The sequence below is a fragment of the uncultured Microbulbifer sp. genome (assembly GCF_947504145.1).
GTDB lineage: Bacteria > Pseudomonadota > Gammaproteobacteria > Pseudomonadales > Cellvibrionaceae > Microbulbifer.
Genome location: NZ_CANNGQ010000005.1, coordinates 306,844 through 324,462 on the forward strand (window position 1 = coordinate 306,844; position 17,619 = coordinate 324,462).

Here is a 17,619-nt window from a genome sequence, read left to right on the forward strand (position 1 = left end):
ATATGCGCAGGGTTGCGCTTCTGACCGGTGGTGCCTGTGGTTGGAGTATAGGGAGTGATTGAAGTACACCTCGGTGATATCACTCGGTTGCACGTAGATGTAATCGTGAATGCAGCCAACCAGAGGCTCCACGGCGGCGGTGGCGTCGATGGCGCCATCCATCGGGCGGCGGGCCCGGACTTGCTGGAGGCCTGCCGACAGATCGGCGGCTGCCCGGTGGGCGATGTACGCGCAACACCGGGATATCGTCTACCGGTCAAGCGTATCTACCACACCGTTGGACCGGTGTGGCGAGGCGGAAATCTCGGTGAACCTGAATTGCTGTCTGCCTGCTACCGCCAGTGTCTTGCGATGGCCCGTCGCGAAAATATCCATTCCATTGCCTTCCCCGCCATCAGTTGTGGTGTTTACGATTACCCTCCCGAACTGGCCGTAGAAATTGCCGTAGACCAGGTGCAAAACCACCTGGACAGAGATGACGGCCCGCGTCATGTCATTTTCTGCTGCATCGATGACGACATGGCAGAGCTGTACCGGATGCAACTGGATGCCTGCGTGCGACGCTGACTGGGAAGACGGTAAAATTTGAATTGATGGCAAAACAGGAGTCTCACTTGGTACGGCCGTAACAGTCAGTGCCGTTTCCTGAAAAATATCTCTCAAAAACCGCTATTTATCGCAATTCATCGCAGTGCCCGGCTTTGCCGGGCTGTGCTCTTCTTTTAGAATTCCTCCCTTACGGATTGACGCAGACAGTATTTCCACCGCTCTGTGTATCGAAAGGGACTTTTCATGCAAATTTACGTTGAGAACCAGCGCGGCATCCGCTATCTGATTAGCGAGGGCTGGTCCACGGCACCTACGTATTTTGATAACGATTATTTCGCAGACCTTCTCGTCACTTTTCCTGCTTCCGCGCTGGATCAGATTTATGATCGGTTTCTCGCTCAAAGTGCTCCACTTTCACCGGAAGTTGCTGTCGTTGGCAATCAGGACTCGCTGATTACCGATCAATTCCCCGGAGCTCCGTTCTATTTCACTCAGGAACATCGGGCGGTATACGCGGCGGTTCGCCAGCATCGCCTGTTGATTGAAGAGGCTCCACTCGCCGAATCCACGCTGGATGATCACCAGTCCGCGCTGCGCCATAAAATTCGTATGGTGCTGCAAAAAATCGTCGCGGAAGAACGTGCCGAGGCGGCGCGCATCCAGGTTGAATACGAAAAACGTTCGAAACTCGGGAAATTAACCGCGGAAGCCGAGCATCTCGGTAAGGGGTTGGGGCAGGCCGTCTGGAATCTCGGTGTCTGGGCCAAAGATGTCACTGAAGTGGCGATGCTCGTCAGTCCGACCCGGTTGCAAACCCAGATGGCGAACGCCGCCTACGATTACGCTGTCAACGATATCAGTTTCGAGCAGTCGGCCACTGAGCATCTGGGCCGGGTAAAAAAGGAAATCGTCGATGTGCTGGGTTTTGACCCCAGTACTATCACCGCCGAGCAACTGGAACAGGCATTCCAGATCGCGCATCTTGTGTACGACGACGATGGGCTGCGCGCGGATATTGGCCGGTTTGCCAAAGATTACGTCAGTGCCCAGCACCGGCTCGAAATCGCCGAGTTTGCCGGGGCGGGCGTGTTCGAAATTATTCTTACCGTCGTGCTCGCCGCCTTTACCGGCGGTGTTGGCGGCGCTGCCGCCATGGCGAAAAATGCCCGGTTGATGTTCCGCTTCAGAGAAGTGGGTGATTTGATCCTGGATTTTGCCAAACATCAGAAACAGCGTTTGCGCTTGAAAAAATCCCGCGGTGCCAAATCCGAAACGGCGCCACTGACCGCACTGGACTCTGAAGACGTGACAGTAACTCAGTCATCGGCGCCAGAGCCCGCGCCGGCAAAATCGGCAAAGGGCAAAGATGGGGGCGCCAACAAACAGAGCGCTGATCAGTCGGAAGGAAAAAAAGCCACTGTTACCGATGAAAAAGATGCATCGAATGATGCAACCGGTGCAAATGGTGCCGGCAAGACCACCCAGTGTAACGGCAAAGCCTGTGAGAGCGGCGAGCCGATCAACCTGAAAACCGGCGAAGAACGCCTCACTCTTGTGGATTCGGTACTGGATGGCCCGCTTCCCCTGACCGTCGCGCGCACCTATCGCAGCAGTAACCACAAAGACTCCGGTATGGGGGTCGGCTGGTCTCATACCCTCAACGAGCAACTTGTCGTAAAAGAAAAGGCGGGTGTGGTTGACCTGTACGATGCGGAAGGCCGGGTCATATCGCTCCCGCTGCCCGGTTGTAGCGGCCAAAGCCACAATGTGGTCGAGCAACTGACGCTGACAAAGTACGCTGACGACCACTGGGCCATAACACCGTATGGCGCACCGCAGGGGATTCAGAAACATTTCAGGATTCAGGAGAAGGGCGATACAACCCCGCTGCTTTCGGAAATTCGCGACGGTTACGACAACTTCCACCGCTTCCACTATGTCCGCGGCCAGCTGATCTGTATTGAAAGCAGCCTTGGCGAAGCGCTGCATATTTCTCCGGTGGATGGCCGCATTGGCGAGCTGAAAAAAGAGACCCGGGACGGCCAGATTGCCACCCTGGCGAGCTATGAATACAGCCCGGAAGGAGATCTGGTTCGCGCAACCGATGCCAATGGCCATAGCGAACATTATGAATACACCGGCCATCTAATCAAAAAGCGCACGCTGAAATCCGGCTACAGTTTCCAATTCCGATGGGATGACACAGGGCCCGGCGCGCGCTGCGTGCGCCAATGGGGCGACCCCATTGATGGCCGGGCAACCTACGACTACACCTTTGTCTGGGATGACGATGGCAAAGGCGTCGCGGTAACCGATACCCGCGGCGGTACTGAGCGTTACCGGTTTAACGACCGGGCATTGCCCATCTATTACCGGGATGCCGAAGGTGCGGAAACCCTGTATTCCTACAACGAGCTGGGGCAGACCACGTCCGTGCAACTGCCGGCAGAAGAGGGTGTCGAGCGCGGGGAAAAACTCGAGTATGACGCGCTGGGCCGGCTGATCGCCAAAACCGATGCCAGCGGCGGCGTGCAGAAAATTGAATACAATCCGGCAGGGCAGCCCGCGAAAATCACGGATGCGGCTGGTCGGCTCTGGCAGCGCGAGTACAACGAAAAGGGTCAGGTTACCGCCAGTATTGATCCACTGGGTCAAATCACCCGCTATACCTACAATCCGATCGGTCTCATTGGCAGTATCACCAACCCGCTCGAGCAAACCACACGCTACTTGTGGAACCCCCAAGGCAAACTGACCGCAGTGCACGATGCTGCCGGTCGCTCCCAGCACTATCGCTACGATATTGCCCAGCGTCTGGTCGAAGTACAGCACGGGCCCGATATCCAAACCCGCTATGAATATGACGCTCAGGATCGTATCAGTGCGATCATCGCACCAGATGGCGGCCGCACGGAATATCAATACAACCCTCAAGGGTTGGTCTCTGAAATAACCGACCCGGAAGGTCGTAGTACGCAATATCACTACGATGGCCTGAGCCAGGTAAAAAAGCGCACCAATCCGGACGGCAGTCAGCTGGAATACCGCTACGACGGCGAGCGCAACCTGGTGGGCCTGATCAACGAGAAGGGCGAACAGTATCAGCTGAAATACGACCTGCGCGAGCGGCTGACCGAAGAAGTCGGATTCGACGGGCGCGTAACCCGCTACGCCTATAATAAAGCCGGTCACCTGATCGCCAGCCGCGCAGTTACGGACCTGGCAAGCGGCAAGGGGGTAGATACTCTGTACGAGAGGGATACCTTCGGTCGCCTGTTGCAGGAAATAACCCCGGACGGCACCACAAGCTATCGCTACAACCGCGCCGGCCAGATGACCGAAGCGGAGAACGCCCACCGCAAACTGCGCTGGGACTACGATGCCGGCGGCCGCCTGATCGGTGATTGGCAGGACAATGCAGAAATCCTGCACAGTTACGACAGTGCTGGAAACCGTATCGCCACCCGCTTGCCCAGTGGAGAAGAACTGACCTACGGCTATAACGAAGTGGGTCAGTTCCAGAGCCTGCACGCCCGGTTTGCCGGCACAGAGGCAGCAACACTACTGGCCTCCATCAATCGCGATGCACTCGGCAGAGAAATCGCCCGCGAACACGGTAACGGCCTCACCACCAATAGCAGCTACGACCCGCAGGGCCGCCTGCAAAGCCTGCGTGTAGGTAAGTTTGCAACGGATACAGATAAGCCAGTAGAAAACCCGCTGCTGGAGCGCAGCTACGGCTACAACCGCAGTGGCCAGCTAACCCAGATCAACGACAGCCTTCGCGGCAACCGCAGTTACCACTACGACGCACTGGATCGACTGACTCAGGTAGACGGCCCGTCCCCGGAACATTTCGTCCACGACCCCGCACACAACATTCTCGCCGCGGCAGGCAGCGCGGAGGAAGCACAACAGCAGGCCAGTAGCACCCAGGTAAACGGCAACCGCCTGCAATTCCGCGGCGACACCCACTACGAATACGACATTCACGGTAACCGTACCGCCGCACTGCGTGGCAAAAGCCAAAAACTCCAGACCCGCTATCGCTACAACAGCAAGCACCAGCTTGTCGCAATAGCGCAATACAAGGTGGATGATGTCGGCGAGCCACAACTTCAATCGGAAACCCAATACCAGTACGACCCTCTCGGCCGTCGCGTGCGCAAGCAGGGGCAGGGCACTACCACCGAATTCCTGTGGAATGGCGATGTACTACTTCAGGAAGCTACTCGAGACTCTGAAACCAGCCAGGATCTGAAATCCCGCATCTATTACTTCGAGCCAGAAACCTTCAAACCGGTCGCGTTAAGCGAGGATGGAGAGGTATACCAGTACCACCTGGACCATCTCGGCACACCGGACACTCTGACTAATGCTGAGGGTGACGTGGTCTGGAGTGTCAGCTACAAAACCTACGGCAACCTGGCCATCGCCCACCGCGAAGAAATCGCCCAGCCGATTCGGTTTCAGGGACAGTATTTTGATGAAGAGAGTGGGCTGCATTACAACCGGTTTAGGTTCTATGATCCGGCCCTTGGGTCGTTTGCCAACCAAGATCCTATAGGGTTACAGGGTGGTATTAACATCTATTCTTATGCACCAAATCCGGTGACTTGGACGGATCCTTATGGCCTAAGTTGTAAAGAGAATCAGTGGAATGTGTTTCAGCAGCGCTCGAAAGGGGTGTTTGCCAATAGTTCGCAGGCTGCGGAGGGGTATCAATTGTGGAAAAACCAGGAATGGGAAAAACTACAGGAGTTGCTTGGTCCTAAGGCTTGGCCGCCGAATCGTGGCGCTGTAAATGTACGCAAGCAACCGTTGAAACCCGGCGATCAAATCGATCGATATGGTGGATGGACTGATGATCTAGGTTTTCACGACAAGGGAACTTTTGTATCACCTGTTGGAGAGTCATTCCCTTCTAGAGCTCTACCAGACAGTACTCTGGAGAAACCGTACAAACAGTATGTTGTAGTTGAGGAGTTTGATGTTGAATCTAGCCCAGCGATTCCTTGGTTTGGGCAGCCAGGTATGGGCACTCAGTACGAGCTTCCGGCGACTATTGATGATTTATTGGACGCGGGCATAATTGCACCAAAATAGTAGGTAATATGATTGAAAATCACCTGAGAAATAGTCTGGATGTGTATGATGGAGATGAAAGTGGCTTCATTCAGAGTGAAGTTGCTTGTGAGTGCCCAGTGTGCGATGGCCAATATATTTTGCGACTCGCGTATGGGGAGTCCCTTAGAAAAATTGAGGGCGTTAGCGTTGAGGATTTGGTCAAATCTATTGGCAGAGTTACAAAAAAGTCAGTGGCCGGGAAACTTTTTTTCAAATGGGGTGGTTTGCCACTTCAATTTCAAAGGTCAAAATGTGAAGGATGCGACGCTAGTATCTTAACAGTGTTTGTTGCGGGCGAATTTCAACCGGGCAGGTATATGGCCACCATTCTAGGAACATATCATATATAACCACCTGATCGTTGTGGCCGGTTAGTCTATTTTGGTTCTGCTGTACCATCCCTAAAAGCCAACCCAATAACAACCAGGAGGTTTGCGAGGGGGTACGCTGATAGTAAGCGAGGCGCATGAAAGATTGCGTTCGGCACGCAAGGTGGTGTTCGGCGGAATGCCGTGGCAGTGCTGCCAGTTTCATCCCCAGCAAAATTCCCAGGTCCGCGTGCCCAGACAGGAAATGAAGCAAAGCATAACCGTTGAGTTGAAGGCAGTCTTCAATGCGCCGACCGAGTACGAAGCGAAGCGCTTGTTGAGCACATTTGTAGAGCGTCTGACAAGACTGCACCAAAGCTAGCCAAATGGGTGGAAGAAAATGTTCCAGAAGGCCAGAAGGCCAGAAGGTGTTCCTGTTGCCGGAAGTACTCCAGCGTAGATTGCGTACAAGCAATTCACCGGAGCGGCTAAACCTCGAGTTAATACGTCGAGCGCGCGTAGCAATGCTGTTCCCCAATAAAGAATCATGTTTACGATTAGCGTCTTCGGTAGCGATGGAGGTCGCTGAAGAATGGCAGGCGGGTAAGAGGTATTTGACGATGTAAAATCGGTGGCCAGCCAACTGGAAAATGTGCGGAAGAGAAGTTGCTTTTCCGCAGTCATCTTTTTGGTAGATAAACCATGAGCGATATTTCTGGATTTGTAACTCGAATCGATACAAACGTAGTTGTAATACCTGAGGATTCTCAATCTTCTAGGAAGTTGCTCAAAATTGGGTTTTCTCTTTGTCCGGAACCAGGTAGTTATATTTTTTCGCCGAAAGATGATGGTGATAAATATAGTTTGATTGAGAGGCTGCGTGACGAAGGTTTTGCTTTCTCTGGTGGCGCTGGTTGGAGCCCTTCAGAAGTTGTTGATTATGCTCGTGATCAGGGGTATGTAAGTGGGAAATTTTTGCGTGTAACCTGGTTTTCTCAGGGCTCAAGAAATATTGAATATTTCTAGTCTTTTTGGTTAACACTAAAATCCTGACGGTTTTATGTTTGTTGCTTTTCTGGGGCGGTCACCGATAACTATAGTTCAGTAGTGCAGTTCGGTATTTTTGAGTTTCAAAATGCGGTTCAATGATTTCTAATAATTTGTTCAAGGTGTCCCTGGGTAAAAAAGAGACTAAAAAATTTCTTAGGGGGGTAGGTGATTATTATTTCCATAACCCTATGGATGGGAAACACTGCTATGGGGTTAGACTGTCAGGGGATGTTAATAAGTTTGTAGCGTCAGATCACGGGGGCGCTCAGATTTTTAGCCAGTGTTTCAATGCGTTTATTGACTCGCTGTCTGCTGATTATGATGACTTGACGCACTTGTTGGCAAACCTGTCCGAGATTCAACACTTTAGGAAAAAAGGGTTGTTGCAAGGGGTCGATTTTGATCGATTCACCGATTCAGATGTTATCTTGTCCGTCGTGAATTATCTAGAATCCACGAGATGGGATGAGAAATGCAAAGATTTAATGAAGATGTATCTTCGGTTGTTGGAGGTGGATGATTCTCAAGCGACGGCTTTAGCTATACGTCAGATATTGAATGATAATTAATTTTTAGTGGGTAAGGTTTGCTGAAGCGATAGGAATTACCGCAGATAAAGTCGATTTACGTCCTAATAAATAACTTGTGATGACCGAAGATCAGGTGCGAGACGCACTGGTGGGGCTGATTGTGAAGTACCTTCCAGATGGCTCGAACGAAAATAAATTAATAAAGATTATTAATGATACGTCACGACCCAGGTTACCCGTTCGGGGCGTATTGGAAAGCATGAAAGGCAAAACGACGGAATATTCGGATTCGGATAAAAAGTTAATTGAAGAGTTAATTTATTTGTACGGCTGAACTACATGAGTGCGCTAGCTTAGAAGAACAATTCTGGCGTAGAACAACTTCCTGTGAACTGAATGGAACTTATATTCGCGCAAAAATACTCGTATTTCCTCATTGCGGATGATGAAAGCTGGTACCTTACTTTTTTTACTGGAGGACCTGTTGAACTGGATATATGTGTCAAACTCACACCCGAGGAAGTTTTGAGAGTTGAAAATAGTAAGGACGAAACTGCAAAGCTCGCGCGGGAGTTTCAACAGAATCGGTCCTTGTTTGAAGGGAGGAGGGTTATTCCTTCTGTTCGGCCAACTCGATAGGAGCTGCGGCTTCAGTAAGCAGTTTGGGTATTGATTATGTGACCGCTTGGTCTATTTGAGTTCTACTGTACCATCCCCAAAAGCCAATCCAATAACAACCAAGGCGAGGGAAAACCATGCGTACAGCAGATCAGTGGTTCAGCGAATACGGCGAGAGCCACCAGAATTCCACCAACAAGGCTATCCACTGGGTGGCGGTTCCTTTGATTTACCTGACGGTAGTGGGGCTTTTCTGGTCCATTCCCCAGCCTGAGTGGATGGCTTCCTTGCCCTGGCTGAACTGGGCGATTGTTGCGCTGATCCCGACCATTCTTTTCTATATGGTGATGTCGTTCCCGCTGGCGCTGGGTATGCTGGCACTGTCTCTACTCTGTCTCGGCGCTTGCAGCGCGATGGAACGAGCTGGTTTGAGCGTGCTCTGGTGGTCCGTGGGGCTGTTTGTGGTGATGTGGGTGCTCCAGTTTGTGGGACACCATATTGAGGGCAAGAAGCCTTCTTTCTTCAAGGACCTCCAGTTTTTGCTGATCGGTCCGGCCTGGGTGATCGGCTTCCTGTACCGCAAACTGGGCATCAAATACTGAGGGCATTCCTCAGCCTTTCACCATAGAGCCTGCGAATTGATCGCTGGCTCTATTCGGCCGCTTTGCCGTCGCTGCGCCGGCCTGTCTCTGAAGGCGGCGTATCAGGCGATACCGTTTTCCCCTTGCGAATCCTTTCTCGCCCCCCCTGGACGATTTTGAAGAAGATTGGCACCAGCAGTGTGCCCGCGATACAGGCCATGATGGTGCCACCCATAATGGCCGTTCCTAGGGATACCCGGCTGGCGGCGCCGGCGCCCGAGGCAATTACCAGGGGGATGGAGCCCACGACGAAAGAGAGGGTTGTCATAATCACCGGGCGGAAGCGCAATTTTGCGGCAGTCATGGTGGCTTCGTGCAGTTCGAGTCCCTCGACTTCCCGCTGGGACTTGCCGAACTCGACGATGAGGATCGCGGTTTTGGCGGCGAGGGCCACCAGCAGTACCAACCCAATCTGGCCGTACAGGCTGAGTGGTTCTCCAGCAATGATGAGTGCCGCGATTGCGCCGACGATCGCGATAGGCACTGAGAGAATGATGGCGAACGGTGTCATAAACGATTCGTAGAGGGCGGCGAGGAATAGGAACGTAAACACCAGTGAGAGCGCCAGGGCGATCGTAGAGGCATTGCCGGATTTACGCTCCTCAAAGCTGGAATCGGACCAATCGAACTTAAAGCCCTGGGGCAGAGTCTCGATAGCCACGCGTTCGAGGGCATCCATGGCGTCACCGGAGCTGAAGCCTCCTGCGGTATTCGGGCCACCGCTGATTTTCGCCGCATCATAGGTGTTATAACGCTTGAGTGTCACCGCCCCGAGAATGGGCTCGGTACTCAGTATTGCAGTGAGTGGTACTGGCTCGCCTTTTTTGTTGGTGATATAGATTTTCTCCAGATCCCGCTCTTGTTGTCGGAACCTGGATTCGGCCTGCACCATCACTTTGAAGGTTTTGTTGTACAGGTTGAAGTCGTTGACGTAGATGGCGCCGAGTTGGGTTTGCAGCGTCAGGAATATGTCGCTGACCCTGATCCCCAGGGTTTTTGCTTTTACCCGGTCGATGTCGAGCCGAATCTGTGGAGAGCCCGCCTTGAAAATCGAGAAGGCACGGGCGATTTCAGGCTGCTCGGTCGCTGCAGCAGAGAAGTTTTGCACCACCTGAAACAGTTCTTGCGCGCCAACCCCCTGAGTATCCTCCAGCATAAACGAGAACCCTGCCATGGTCCCGAGCCCGGGAATGGCGGGGGCACCAAACACTAATACCTGCGCTTCGGGAAGCTCGGCAAATTGCGCCTGGTACTTCTGTTGCAAGGCCTGCTGTGACAGCTCGGGTGATTTGCGTTCGTCCCACGGTTTTAGCTTGGCGATCACCATGCCGGCGTTTGATTGCAGCATGACGTTAAGCAGGCTGAAGCCATTGACCGACAGTACCTTGTCGACGGCCGGGTCTGCCATCAGTACTTCGTTGATCTGATCGATCACACTTACGGTTCGCTCCAGTGCCGCGGCCTCGGGCAGCTGCACATCCACCATAAAGTATCCCTTGTCTTCGTCGGGGATAAAGCTTTTGGGAACCGATTGGAATAGTAGGAACAGGCACGCGAACAATCCCGCAATAATGGCTAGGCTGATCAATAGATGTCTGGCGAGCCAGTCGACGATTTTGAGATAGCCGCTGGCAACCTTTTCAAATCCCCAGTTGAATCCACGGATGACCGGATTGGGTTTGCTATGACCGTCCTTCAGTACGGTTGAGCACAGGGCGGGGCTCAAGGTCAGCGCGTTGACCATGGAGATCAGCACGGCAACCGTAATGGTGGTGCCGAACTGGCCAAACATGCGCCCGGTCATTCCCGGAAGCAGCATGGTGGGGCCAAACACGGCCACAAGGACCATGGAGGTGGCGATAATTGGGCCGGAGACTTCCTTCATGGCCTTGGCGGTGGCAGCGCGCTTGTCCAGCCCCTCTTCGTGCATGATCCGCTCGACGTCCTCGACGACGATAATTGCATCGTCCACCACTACGCCGATCGCAAGGATCAGGCCAAAGAGAGTGACGGTATTGATGGTCATGCCCATGGCATATAGCACCGCCAGGGTGCCTACGATGGAGACCGGGACCGCCAGGGTTGGCACCAGTGCTGCACGTACGTTCCCGAGAAACAGGTAGGTTACGATGATGACCAGAATGACTGTTGCGATCAGGGTGAACACGGTCTCTTCGAGAGAGACGGCAATAAATTCCGTGGTGTCGTGGCCGATAACTGCTTCGACCCCTTCGGGAAAATACTGAGAAAGTTCGTCCACCTTGGCCTTGACGTTTTCGGCCACCTCCAGCGCGTTGGAATCGGACAATTTGTAAATCGCCAGAAGTACACCGGGGCCATTGTTGTATTCGCCGTACCCCTTATAAATCTGCGCGCCAAGCTCCACCCGCGCTATGTCCTTGACGCGAATGACGCCGCCTTTTTCATCCGCGCGTAATACGATATCCCCAAATTCCTCCTCAGAGGTAAGCCGGCCTTTGGTGGTAAGCACATATTGAAATTGCGTGGACTCGGGGGAGGGGGGGGAACCGAGCTGGCCTACGGCGGCCTGAATATTTTGCTCCTGAATCGCGCCCAGTACTTCGGGCACCGAAATTTCCAGGCTGGCCATTTTCACCGGGTCGAGCCATATGCGCATGCCGTAATCTAGCGGGCCGATGATTTTTGCTTCGCCAACCCCGGGCACCCGGGCCAGCTCGTTGAGCAGATTCAGCGAGGCAAAGTTGGAGAGAAAGACGCCGTCAAAGCGGTCGTCTGGTGAGAACAGGTTGACCACCATCAGCATATCGGAAGAGCGTTTACGTACCTTGATACCGCGCTTCAATACCTCGGGTGGCAGTGATGGCTCTGCCAGCGCTACCCGGTTTTGGACATCCACCTGTGCCATGTCGTCATCGGTGTCCATGTCGAAGGTCATGAACAGGGTGTAGGTGCCGTCGCTGCCGGAGTTGGAGGTCATGTAGACCATCCCTTCGGCGCCGTTGACTTGCTCCTCGATGGGGATGGCAACTGCATTTTTTACAGTCTCGGCGTCGGCGCCAGGATAGGTGGCAACTACCGATATTTTGGGGGCGGCGATGTCGGGATACTGATCTACCGGCATGACGATTGCCGCAAGTACACCCATGAACGTGATCAATATCGCGATCACGAAGGCGAAGCGGGGACGGCGAATAAACAGATGTGTATTTTCACTCACGGGCGAAATACCAAGTTACTTGCCGGTGTCATAAGGGGTATAGACGTCGCCCGGCTGGTTTCGGTGCCGGGGTTCCATCGTCGATCGCTGGTATTCCTGAAAGGCTTTTCGCTCCTGCTGTAACTGGGTACTAAGCGAGTGGGGCGCTGGGCGTAAATTGGGTGGTGCCGGATCCAAAAACTGTTCAATCTTAACCGGGGTGACTTCCACCAGATCGCCCGGGCTGACTTTCTGTAGGCCTTCGACGAGTACCCGATCACCGACGTTCAAACCGGAGGGCACCGCCCAGTTTGGGCCGATCCGCATGCCGACCTTGATGTTGGCGCGCTTGACCTTGTTTTCTTTATCCAACAGATAGACAAAGTGCCCTTGTTGATCCTGGGATACCGCTTTCTGGGGGATCACAATGCGCTGTACTTCTTCCAGTAGCTTTCCGTGTAACGTGACATTTTCTTCGGGGAGAAGCAGGCCGTCAGGATTGTGGAACAGAATGCGCGCCGCGACAGTGCCGCGGGTGGCAGCGGCTGTGGCGTCCCAGGAAAAAAACTCGCCCTTGAAGGGATACACGGTGTCGCCGGGTAAGACGATGTACAGTTCCATATTCGGGACGGCGCGTTCCTGTTGTTTCAGTTTTTCCAGGGCGGCGTAAAACTCGTTGTAGGCTTTCTGGCCGATATGGGCGAGGACATAAACCGGATCTATCTTGACCAGCTGGGTGATCGGTACCGTGGTGGGGAGTATGACAAAGTCCCCTACCGCGTAATTGGGGTGTCCCACGCGCCCGGAAAAGGGCGCGACGATGGAGGTATGGGAGAGGTCTTGTTGCGCCTGGTACAGGCTGGTCTGAGCCTTGTTGAGTTGTGCTTCCGCCGCCTGCATGGTGGATTTTGCGGTATCGAAATCTTTGGCAGAAATGTACCCCTGTGGCCGCAAGCCTTGCGCGCGAACAAAGTTCGCTTTGGCCTGCTCGTAATTCGACATGGCTTCCGCGATACCGGATTCGGCGGTGGCGACGGCGGATTCGAACGGGTAGGGGTCTAGCTGTACCAGCTCCTGCCCCTGTTTGAAGTATTTGCCGGGTGCGATGTTTTGATAAAGGATCCTTGACGCGACCAGGGGGAAAATCTGCGCTGTTTCGACCGCCTCAATGACCGCCGGCACTTCAAAACTCGGTCGAAAGCTCATGCGCTGGGCTTCGACTACTTCTACTTTTTTCGGCGGGGCGGTTGGCTTGGCGGCTTCTTTGTCACCACAACCGCTGGCCAGAAAAATTGCCGCCAGGGCGAATTTCGGCCAACGGGGCGCCAGTAAGTTGGAATAGCACATCATTTCCACGCAGTTGAGTTAGGAATCCTTTGCCTATCAATGCTAGTTGGCGCTTAGGAACAGAGTGCGAGCTGCAAGCGAGTTGGCGTGAATCTGTCGTACTCCACAAAAATGCTGAGCAAAGAGGGTCGTATTGGCGGCCCTTTTCGAAATCGTATGTCGCTGATGGGCCACAGCGTTACGCGACAGGTGCTTTAGCGGTTGTAGTGCACCGGTACTTCCAGCGTCTCTTTTACCTGCTCCATCACCACATAGCTGGTGCATTCCTGTACTTCTGGCAGGGTGAGCAGGGTCTCTCCGTAAAACCTCCTGTAGGCGCTCATATCCGCCACCCGTGCCTTGATTAAATAGTCGAAATTCCCCGACACCAGATAACACTCCTGTACTTCCGGCAGGGCGGAGACGGCAGTGCGGAAATCCTCAAACGCGTCCTGCGCTGAGCGGTTCAGGCGGATTTGCACAAACACCACCAGCGCCGCGTCCAGAAACTCGGGGTCGATTAGGGTGGTGTAGCCCTGGATGACCCCGTCGCTCTCCATCTTCTTGACCCGTTCCACACAGGGGGTTGCGGTCAAGCCTACCTGACGGGCCAGTTCTGCGTAGCTGGTGCGTCCGTTTTTCTGTAATACCCGCAGAATATTGCGGTCAATGGTGCTGAGTTCACTGGCACGTCTTTTCATCTCGGCTTCTCTATTCCTGCCAATTTGCCCGGATTTTCTGCGGCTTGACTTGGCTGTGGCGCAATTTTTGGTCTCGTCTGGCTAAAAAATAGCTTTCTCGCCAGTTTGATAGTGGATTCACCTAATAATATTAAAAAATGTCTAGAAATCCACTCGAAATCGAGCCCTATACTGCAGAAATCCAACAAAAGAAGGGGTGCACCAAGCTGCACTCACTACAGAGTATTGAGGAGAAGTCGTTATGTTGATCGGTGTACCAAAAGAGATCAAAAACCACGAGTACCGTATCGGTCTGACTCCGGCGAGTGTTCGCGAGCTGGTGGGCCACGGCCACGCGGTAGTTGTGCAGAAGGACGGCGGTTCAGCTATTGGCTTTACCGACGAAATGTATGAGCAGGCCGGCGCCAAGATCATTGATACTGCGGAAGAGATCTTTGCCACTGCCGACATGATTGTGAAGGTGAAGGAGCCGCAGCCCCACGAGTGCGAGATGTTGCGCCCGGGCCAGCTGCTGTACACCTATCTTCACCTGGCACCCGATCCCAAGCAGACCGAACTGCTGGTGAAATCCGGTGCGACCTGTATCGCTTATGAAACCGTGACTGACCGCTTTGGTGGTCTGCCGCTGCTGGCGCCCATGTCAGAAGTGGCCGGCCGTATGTCCGTACAGTGTGGCGCACACCATCTGGAGAAAGCCCAGGGTGGCTTGGGTGTGCTGCTGGGCGGCGTGCCCGGTGTTGCGCCAGCCAAAGTGCTGATTATCGGTGGTGGTGTGGTTGGTACTAACGCAGCCAAGATGGCGCTGGGTATGGGCGCTGATGTGACCATTCTGGATCGCTCGCTGCCGCGCCTGCGTCAGCTGGACGATATTTTCGGCGGCGCGGTGCGCACCGAGTACTCCACCAATGACGCGATTGAATCCCATGCGCTGGAAGCTGATCTTGTTGTAGGGGCGGTTCTGATTCCAGGCGCGGCCGCACCGAAGCTGCTGACTCGCGACATCATCAGCCGTATGAAGAAAGGCGCGGTGGTTGCAGACGTGGCTATTGATCAGGGCGGTTGCTTCGAGACCTCCAAGGCAACGACCCACCAGGATCCCACGTATGTAGTAGATGGCGTAGTGCACTACTGTGTTGCCAATATGCCCGGTGGTGTTGCCCGCACCTCCACCATGGCCCTGAACAACGCGACTCTGCCATTCGCGGTAGCGCTGGCCAACAAAGGCGCGAAGCAGGCCCTGCTGGACGATGCGAACCTGATGGAAGGGTTGAATGTGCACGCCGGTATGGTGACCTACAAAGCAGTGGCCGATGTACTGGGCTATGAATATGTGGATCCGAAACTGGCTCTGCAGAAATCTGCCATTGATTCCGACGTAGCTGCCTGAGGCAGCGCAAAGAACTGAATAGAAGTTTCTCAGTTCTCTTCGGGGCAACCCCATGCCCCGCTCTGTGAGACCCGGCAGTGTCTTGACTGCCTTTGCAGCCGCGCTTTTTAGCGCGGCTTTTTTGTTTTTGAGGCTTGGATTTTGAGGTTTTGGTTGTTCGAGCAGGCGTCGTTAGCGGCCGGGGAATAATCGAGCCAGCAGTACCGGCAAAGCAGTTTCCACGCGCAGAATTCTTGGCCCCAGGTGTACGGATTCGAATCCGGCTTCCTGGAGTTTTTCGACTTCGTAAGGAATAAACCCACCTTCTGGCCCCACAGCCAACGTGGTCTGCTCCGGGATATCCACCGGGCAGGCGGTATCCGTCACCGGGTGCGCGACCAGTTTGCGAGAGCCTGCGGCAATGTCTGGTAGCTCGTCTTCCACAAATGGCTTGAAGCGCTTGCGCAGCAGCACCTCGGGCATGGCGGTATCTACAGCCTGCTCCAGGCCCAGTACACACTGTTCGCGGAGTTTTTCTTCAGCGAGCCACGGACTTTGCCAGTAGGATTTCTCCACCCGGTAGGCATTGATCAGATACAGTTTTTTGACCCCCAGCGCAGTCGCGTGCTGGACGGTGCGCTTGAGCATCTTGGGGCGGGGCAGAGCCAGAATCAGCGTGAGTGGCAGAGGTGGTGGTGGTGCGCGGTGCAGTGATACTTCAAGCGAAATGTGCTGGTCGCTGTGCTCGATCACTTTGCCCGCGCCGATCTGCCCGTCCAGCAGTCCAACTTTCAGGGTGTCGCCAAGCGCGGCGCGGTGTACTTCAGCGATATGTTGAAAACGTCGCGCGCGCAGGATTGCGATGGCCGGTTTGCCGGTGCCGGTATGGTTGTCGGCCTCAACAAAATCACCGGGCTCGAGAAGGATCAGGTTCACGGCAATCTAGCGCTTTGCCGAGGCCACGGCGCCCTTGCCGATACCTTCAAATGCGCGCACGCGGACTTCTTGGCCCGGGTGTTCGCCGGCGAGCTGGTCCGCCATGTACTGGGCCAGTTGCTCCACGGTGGTGTCGCAGTCGAGAACTTCGCAGTGCTCAGCGGGAATGCTGAGCGTGAATTCACCCTGGCGCGCGCGGTAGGCAAAGTGCAGAAGCTGTTCGGATTCTTTCACCAGGTCTTCGCGTGTGCCCAGGTAGATATCCGCCCAGCGCTGGGCCCATTGGGATTCCAGCTGGGGGCTGCGCTTGCCGTCTACATCGATGCGGATGCGTGAGCGATGGCCATGGGCAATGCGCTGGCAGTTGCCGTCGTGTTTTTTCAGACCGTGGCTGTAGTGGTAGAAGGGGGTGTCGATGGGCTCACAGGTGAAATTCAGGTCGAGCTGGTCGACGCTGGTGGGAAAGATCCCGTCCAGCTCGCCGACACACCATGCCGCTACCGCTTCAGGGGTGATAGATTCCACCGATACCAGGGCAAACGCCTGTGCGGGGCCGCTCACGGAAATGGTTTCACCGCTGTCGAGTGTCCAGTCCAGGCGAACACCGCTATCGTTCTGCTCCAGCGCTAACTGTGGCGACAGGGTGGGCACGAGCAGGCGGTGGTCCAGCTCGGTATCCAGCCAGTTGCGCAGTGTCTTTTTGACGATGCCAAAATCGCACACCATACCCTGGTGATCCAGGGCGCCGTCGAGGGCCGCGTTTGCCAGCCAAGTCTCGCCAACGATGCCGCGGCTGCTGTGGAGGTAACTGAAGTCCACGTTGGTGAGGCTGTCGACAAACAGGTGCATAGGTTTTCCGGCTAGACAGTGGCTGATGAGTGGGCAGAGGGCCCGGATTCGGGCGCGGCACAGTATAGCTTTTTGCCGTGGCAATTTGTTCTTTCCGCAATGGAGATTTTCTGTTCCGGCCTGACTCAGGCAGTCGTCGGCAAATTGGGGCTGGAACCTGGCGCGTTGAGTCTCTATAATCGCGCCCTCTTCGAGCGCAGGCAGCCTTGGTAATCGATACCAGGCAGTGCTAGCCTGAGTGCTCAAGCGTTGTGGCGGCCCTTCCGGTCTCCTCGCAATGATCAGCTGTGAACCCCGCCAGGCCCGGAAGGGAGCAACGGTAGCAGTGACATCATGTGCCGAGGGTGTGCTGGTTGGGTTGCCTCCATTCTTCCCGGGCATCTGCCCATTCCTCGCTAAAAATCGTTTCGCTGGCGATGGTTTATTGCCTACTGCTTTTT

At 54.5% G+C, this 17,619-nt stretch carries 14 protein-coding genes and 1 other RNA gene; 10 read left to right on the plus strand and 5 right to left on the minus strand.

Translation table 11 applies throughout. The features are described from left to right. The first annotated feature begins 54 nt into the window (after nucleotides 1–54). The 8 genes from Q1A74_RS17050 (at nucleotide 55) to Q1A74_RS17075 (ending at nucleotide 8,784) form a co-directional block, all read left to right on the plus strand. Nucleotides 55–567: a macro domain-containing protein gene (locus Q1A74_RS17050; RefSeq protein ID WP_299599170.1), complete on the plus strand. Its 513-nt coding sequence runs from the start codon at nucleotides 55–57 to the stop codon at nucleotides 565–567. Nucleotides 568–792: 225 nt separating this feature from the next. Beyond that, nucleotides 793–5,655, plus strand: a complete 4,863-nt coding sequence (locus Q1A74_RS17055) for an RHS repeat-associated core domain-containing protein (protein ID WP_299599172.1) — start codon at nucleotides 793–795, stop codon at nucleotides 5,653–5,655. A 453-nt stretch (nucleotides 5,656–6,108) separates the two neighbouring features. Next, nucleotides 6,109–6,366, plus strand: coding sequence for a transposase (locus Q1A74_RS18445; RefSeq protein WP_367275424.1), 258 nt, complete (start codon nucleotides 6,109–6,111; stop codon nucleotides 6,364–6,366). Nucleotides 6,367–6,370: 4 nt separating this feature from the next. Beyond that, nucleotides 6,371–6,610, plus strand: coding sequence for a transposase (locus tag Q1A74_RS18450; protein WP_367275425.1), 240 nt, complete (start codon nucleotides 6,371–6,373; stop codon nucleotides 6,608–6,610). Between the two features lie 76 nt (nucleotides 6,611–6,686). After that, entirely contained in the window at nucleotides 6,687–7,010 is a 324-nt protein-coding gene (locus Q1A74_RS17060) for a hypothetical protein (RefSeq protein WP_299599175.1), read from the plus strand. A gap of 119 nt (nucleotides 7,011–7,129) precedes the next feature. Further along, nucleotides 7,130–7,603 carry a hypothetical protein gene (locus tag Q1A74_RS17065; protein ID WP_299599178.1) on the plus strand — a complete coding sequence of 158 codons (474 nt, stop codon included), beginning with the start codon at nucleotides 7,130–7,132 and terminating at the stop codon, nucleotides 7,601–7,603. A gap of 79 nt (nucleotides 7,604–7,682) precedes the next feature. Continuing rightward, nucleotides 7,683–7,898: a hypothetical protein gene (locus Q1A74_RS17070; protein WP_299599181.1), complete on the plus strand. Its 216-nt coding sequence runs from the start codon at nucleotides 7,683–7,685 to the stop codon at nucleotides 7,896–7,898. A gap of 421 nt (nucleotides 7,899–8,319) precedes the next feature. Further along, the gene (locus Q1A74_RS17075; RefSeq protein ID WP_299599185.1) at nucleotides 8,320–8,784 is read left to right on the plus strand and encodes a DUF962 domain-containing protein; all 465 of its coding nucleotides are present in this window, start codon (nucleotides 8,320–8,322) and stop codon (nucleotides 8,782–8,784) included. Between the two features lie 49 nt (nucleotides 8,785–8,833). Here Q1A74_RS17075 and Q1A74_RS17080 read toward each other — a convergent pair whose 3' ends face one another. The 3 genes from Q1A74_RS17080 to Q1A74_RS17090 all read right to left on the minus strand — a co-directional run bounded on the left by Q1A74_RS17080 (nucleotide 8,834) and on the right by Q1A74_RS17090 (nucleotide 14,028). Continuing rightward, nucleotides 8,834–12,022: an efflux RND transporter permease subunit gene (locus tag Q1A74_RS17080; protein WP_299599188.1), complete on the minus strand. Its 3,189-nt coding sequence runs from the start codon at nucleotides 12,020–12,022 to the stop codon at nucleotides 8,834–8,836. A gap of 15 nt (nucleotides 12,023–12,037) precedes the next feature. Further along, nucleotides 12,038–13,351 carry an efflux RND transporter periplasmic adaptor subunit gene (locus Q1A74_RS17085; protein WP_299599191.1) on the minus strand — a complete coding sequence of 438 codons (1,314 nt, stop codon included), beginning with the start codon at nucleotides 13,349–13,351 and terminating at the stop codon, nucleotides 12,038–12,040. Between the two features lie 191 nt (nucleotides 13,352–13,542). After that, nucleotides 13,543–14,028 carry an Lrp/AsnC ligand binding domain-containing protein gene (locus Q1A74_RS17090; protein ID WP_299599194.1) on the minus strand — a complete coding sequence of 162 codons (486 nt, stop codon included), beginning with the start codon at nucleotides 14,026–14,028 and terminating at the stop codon, nucleotides 13,543–13,545. A gap of 241 nt (nucleotides 14,029–14,269) precedes the next feature. Between Q1A74_RS17090 and ald the strand changes: the two genes are divergently transcribed. After that, nucleotides 14,270–15,415 carry an alanine dehydrogenase gene (gene ald, locus Q1A74_RS17095; protein WP_299599197.1) on the plus strand — a complete coding sequence of 382 codons (1,146 nt, stop codon included), beginning with the start codon at nucleotides 14,270–14,272 and terminating at the stop codon, nucleotides 15,413–15,415. 171 nt (nucleotides 15,416–15,586) lie between these two features. On the opposite strand, the gene Q1A74_RS17100 is transcribed toward ald, so the two are convergent. Both Q1A74_RS17100 and Q1A74_RS17105 read right to left on the minus strand, forming a co-directional pair. Further along, nucleotides 15,587–16,330 carry a 16S rRNA (uracil(1498)-N(3))-methyltransferase gene (locus Q1A74_RS17100; RefSeq protein ID WP_299599200.1) on the minus strand — a complete coding sequence of 248 codons (744 nt, stop codon included), beginning with the start codon at nucleotides 16,328–16,330 and terminating at the stop codon, nucleotides 15,587–15,589. 6 nt (nucleotides 16,331–16,336) lie between these two features. After that, nucleotides 16,337–17,179: a 6-carboxytetrahydropterin synthase gene (locus Q1A74_RS17105; RefSeq protein WP_299599203.1), complete on the minus strand. Its 843-nt coding sequence runs from the start codon at nucleotides 17,177–17,179 to the stop codon at nucleotides 16,337–16,339. Between the two features lie 261 nt (nucleotides 17,180–17,440). Between Q1A74_RS17105 and ffs the strand changes: the two genes are divergently transcribed. Continuing rightward, nucleotides 17,441–17,537: signal recognition particle sRNA small type (gene ffs / locus Q1A74_RS17110), an RNA gene on the plus strand. Nucleotides 17,538–17,619 lie beyond the last annotated feature (82 nt).

Excerpts from the sequence above, each read along its gene's own strand:
- Q1A74_RS17055 (WP_299599172.1), top strand. The coding sequence starts at position 793 with ATGCAAATTTACGTTGAGAACCAGCGCGGCATCCGCTATCTGATTAGC.
- Q1A74_RS18450 (WP_367275425.1), top strand. The coding sequence starts at position 6,371 with ATGGGTGGAAGAAAATGTTCCAGAAGGCCAGAAGGCCAGAAGGTGTTC.
- Q1A74_RS17060 (WP_299599175.1), top strand. The coding sequence starts at position 6,687 with ATGAGCGATATTTCTGGATTTGTAACTCGAATCGATACAAACGTAGTT.
- Q1A74_RS17065 (WP_299599178.1), top strand. The coding sequence starts at position 7,130 with ATGATTTCTAATAATTTGTTCAAGGTGTCCCTGGGTAAAAAAGAGACT.
- Q1A74_RS17070 (WP_299599181.1), top strand. The coding sequence starts at position 7,683 with ATGACCGAAGATCAGGTGCGAGACGCACTGGTGGGGCTGATTGTGAAG.
- Q1A74_RS17075 (WP_299599185.1), top strand. The coding sequence starts at position 8,320 with ATGCGTACAGCAGATCAGTGGTTCAGCGAATACGGCGAGAGCCACCAG.
- Q1A74_RS17085 (WP_299599191.1), bottom strand. The coding sequence starts at position 13,351 with ATGATGTGCTATTCCAACTTACTGGCGCCCCGTTGGCCGAAATTCGCC.
- Q1A74_RS17090 (WP_299599194.1), bottom strand. The coding sequence starts at position 14,028 with ATGAAAAGACGTGCCAGTGAACTCAGCACCATTGACCGCAATATTCTG.
- ald (WP_299599197.1), top strand. The coding sequence starts at position 14,270 with ATGTTGATCGGTGTACCAAAAGAGATCAAAAACCACGAGTACCGTATC.
- Q1A74_RS17105 (WP_299599203.1), bottom strand. The coding sequence starts at position 17,179 with ATGCACCTGTTTGTCGACAGCCTCACCAACGTGGACTTCAGTTACCTC.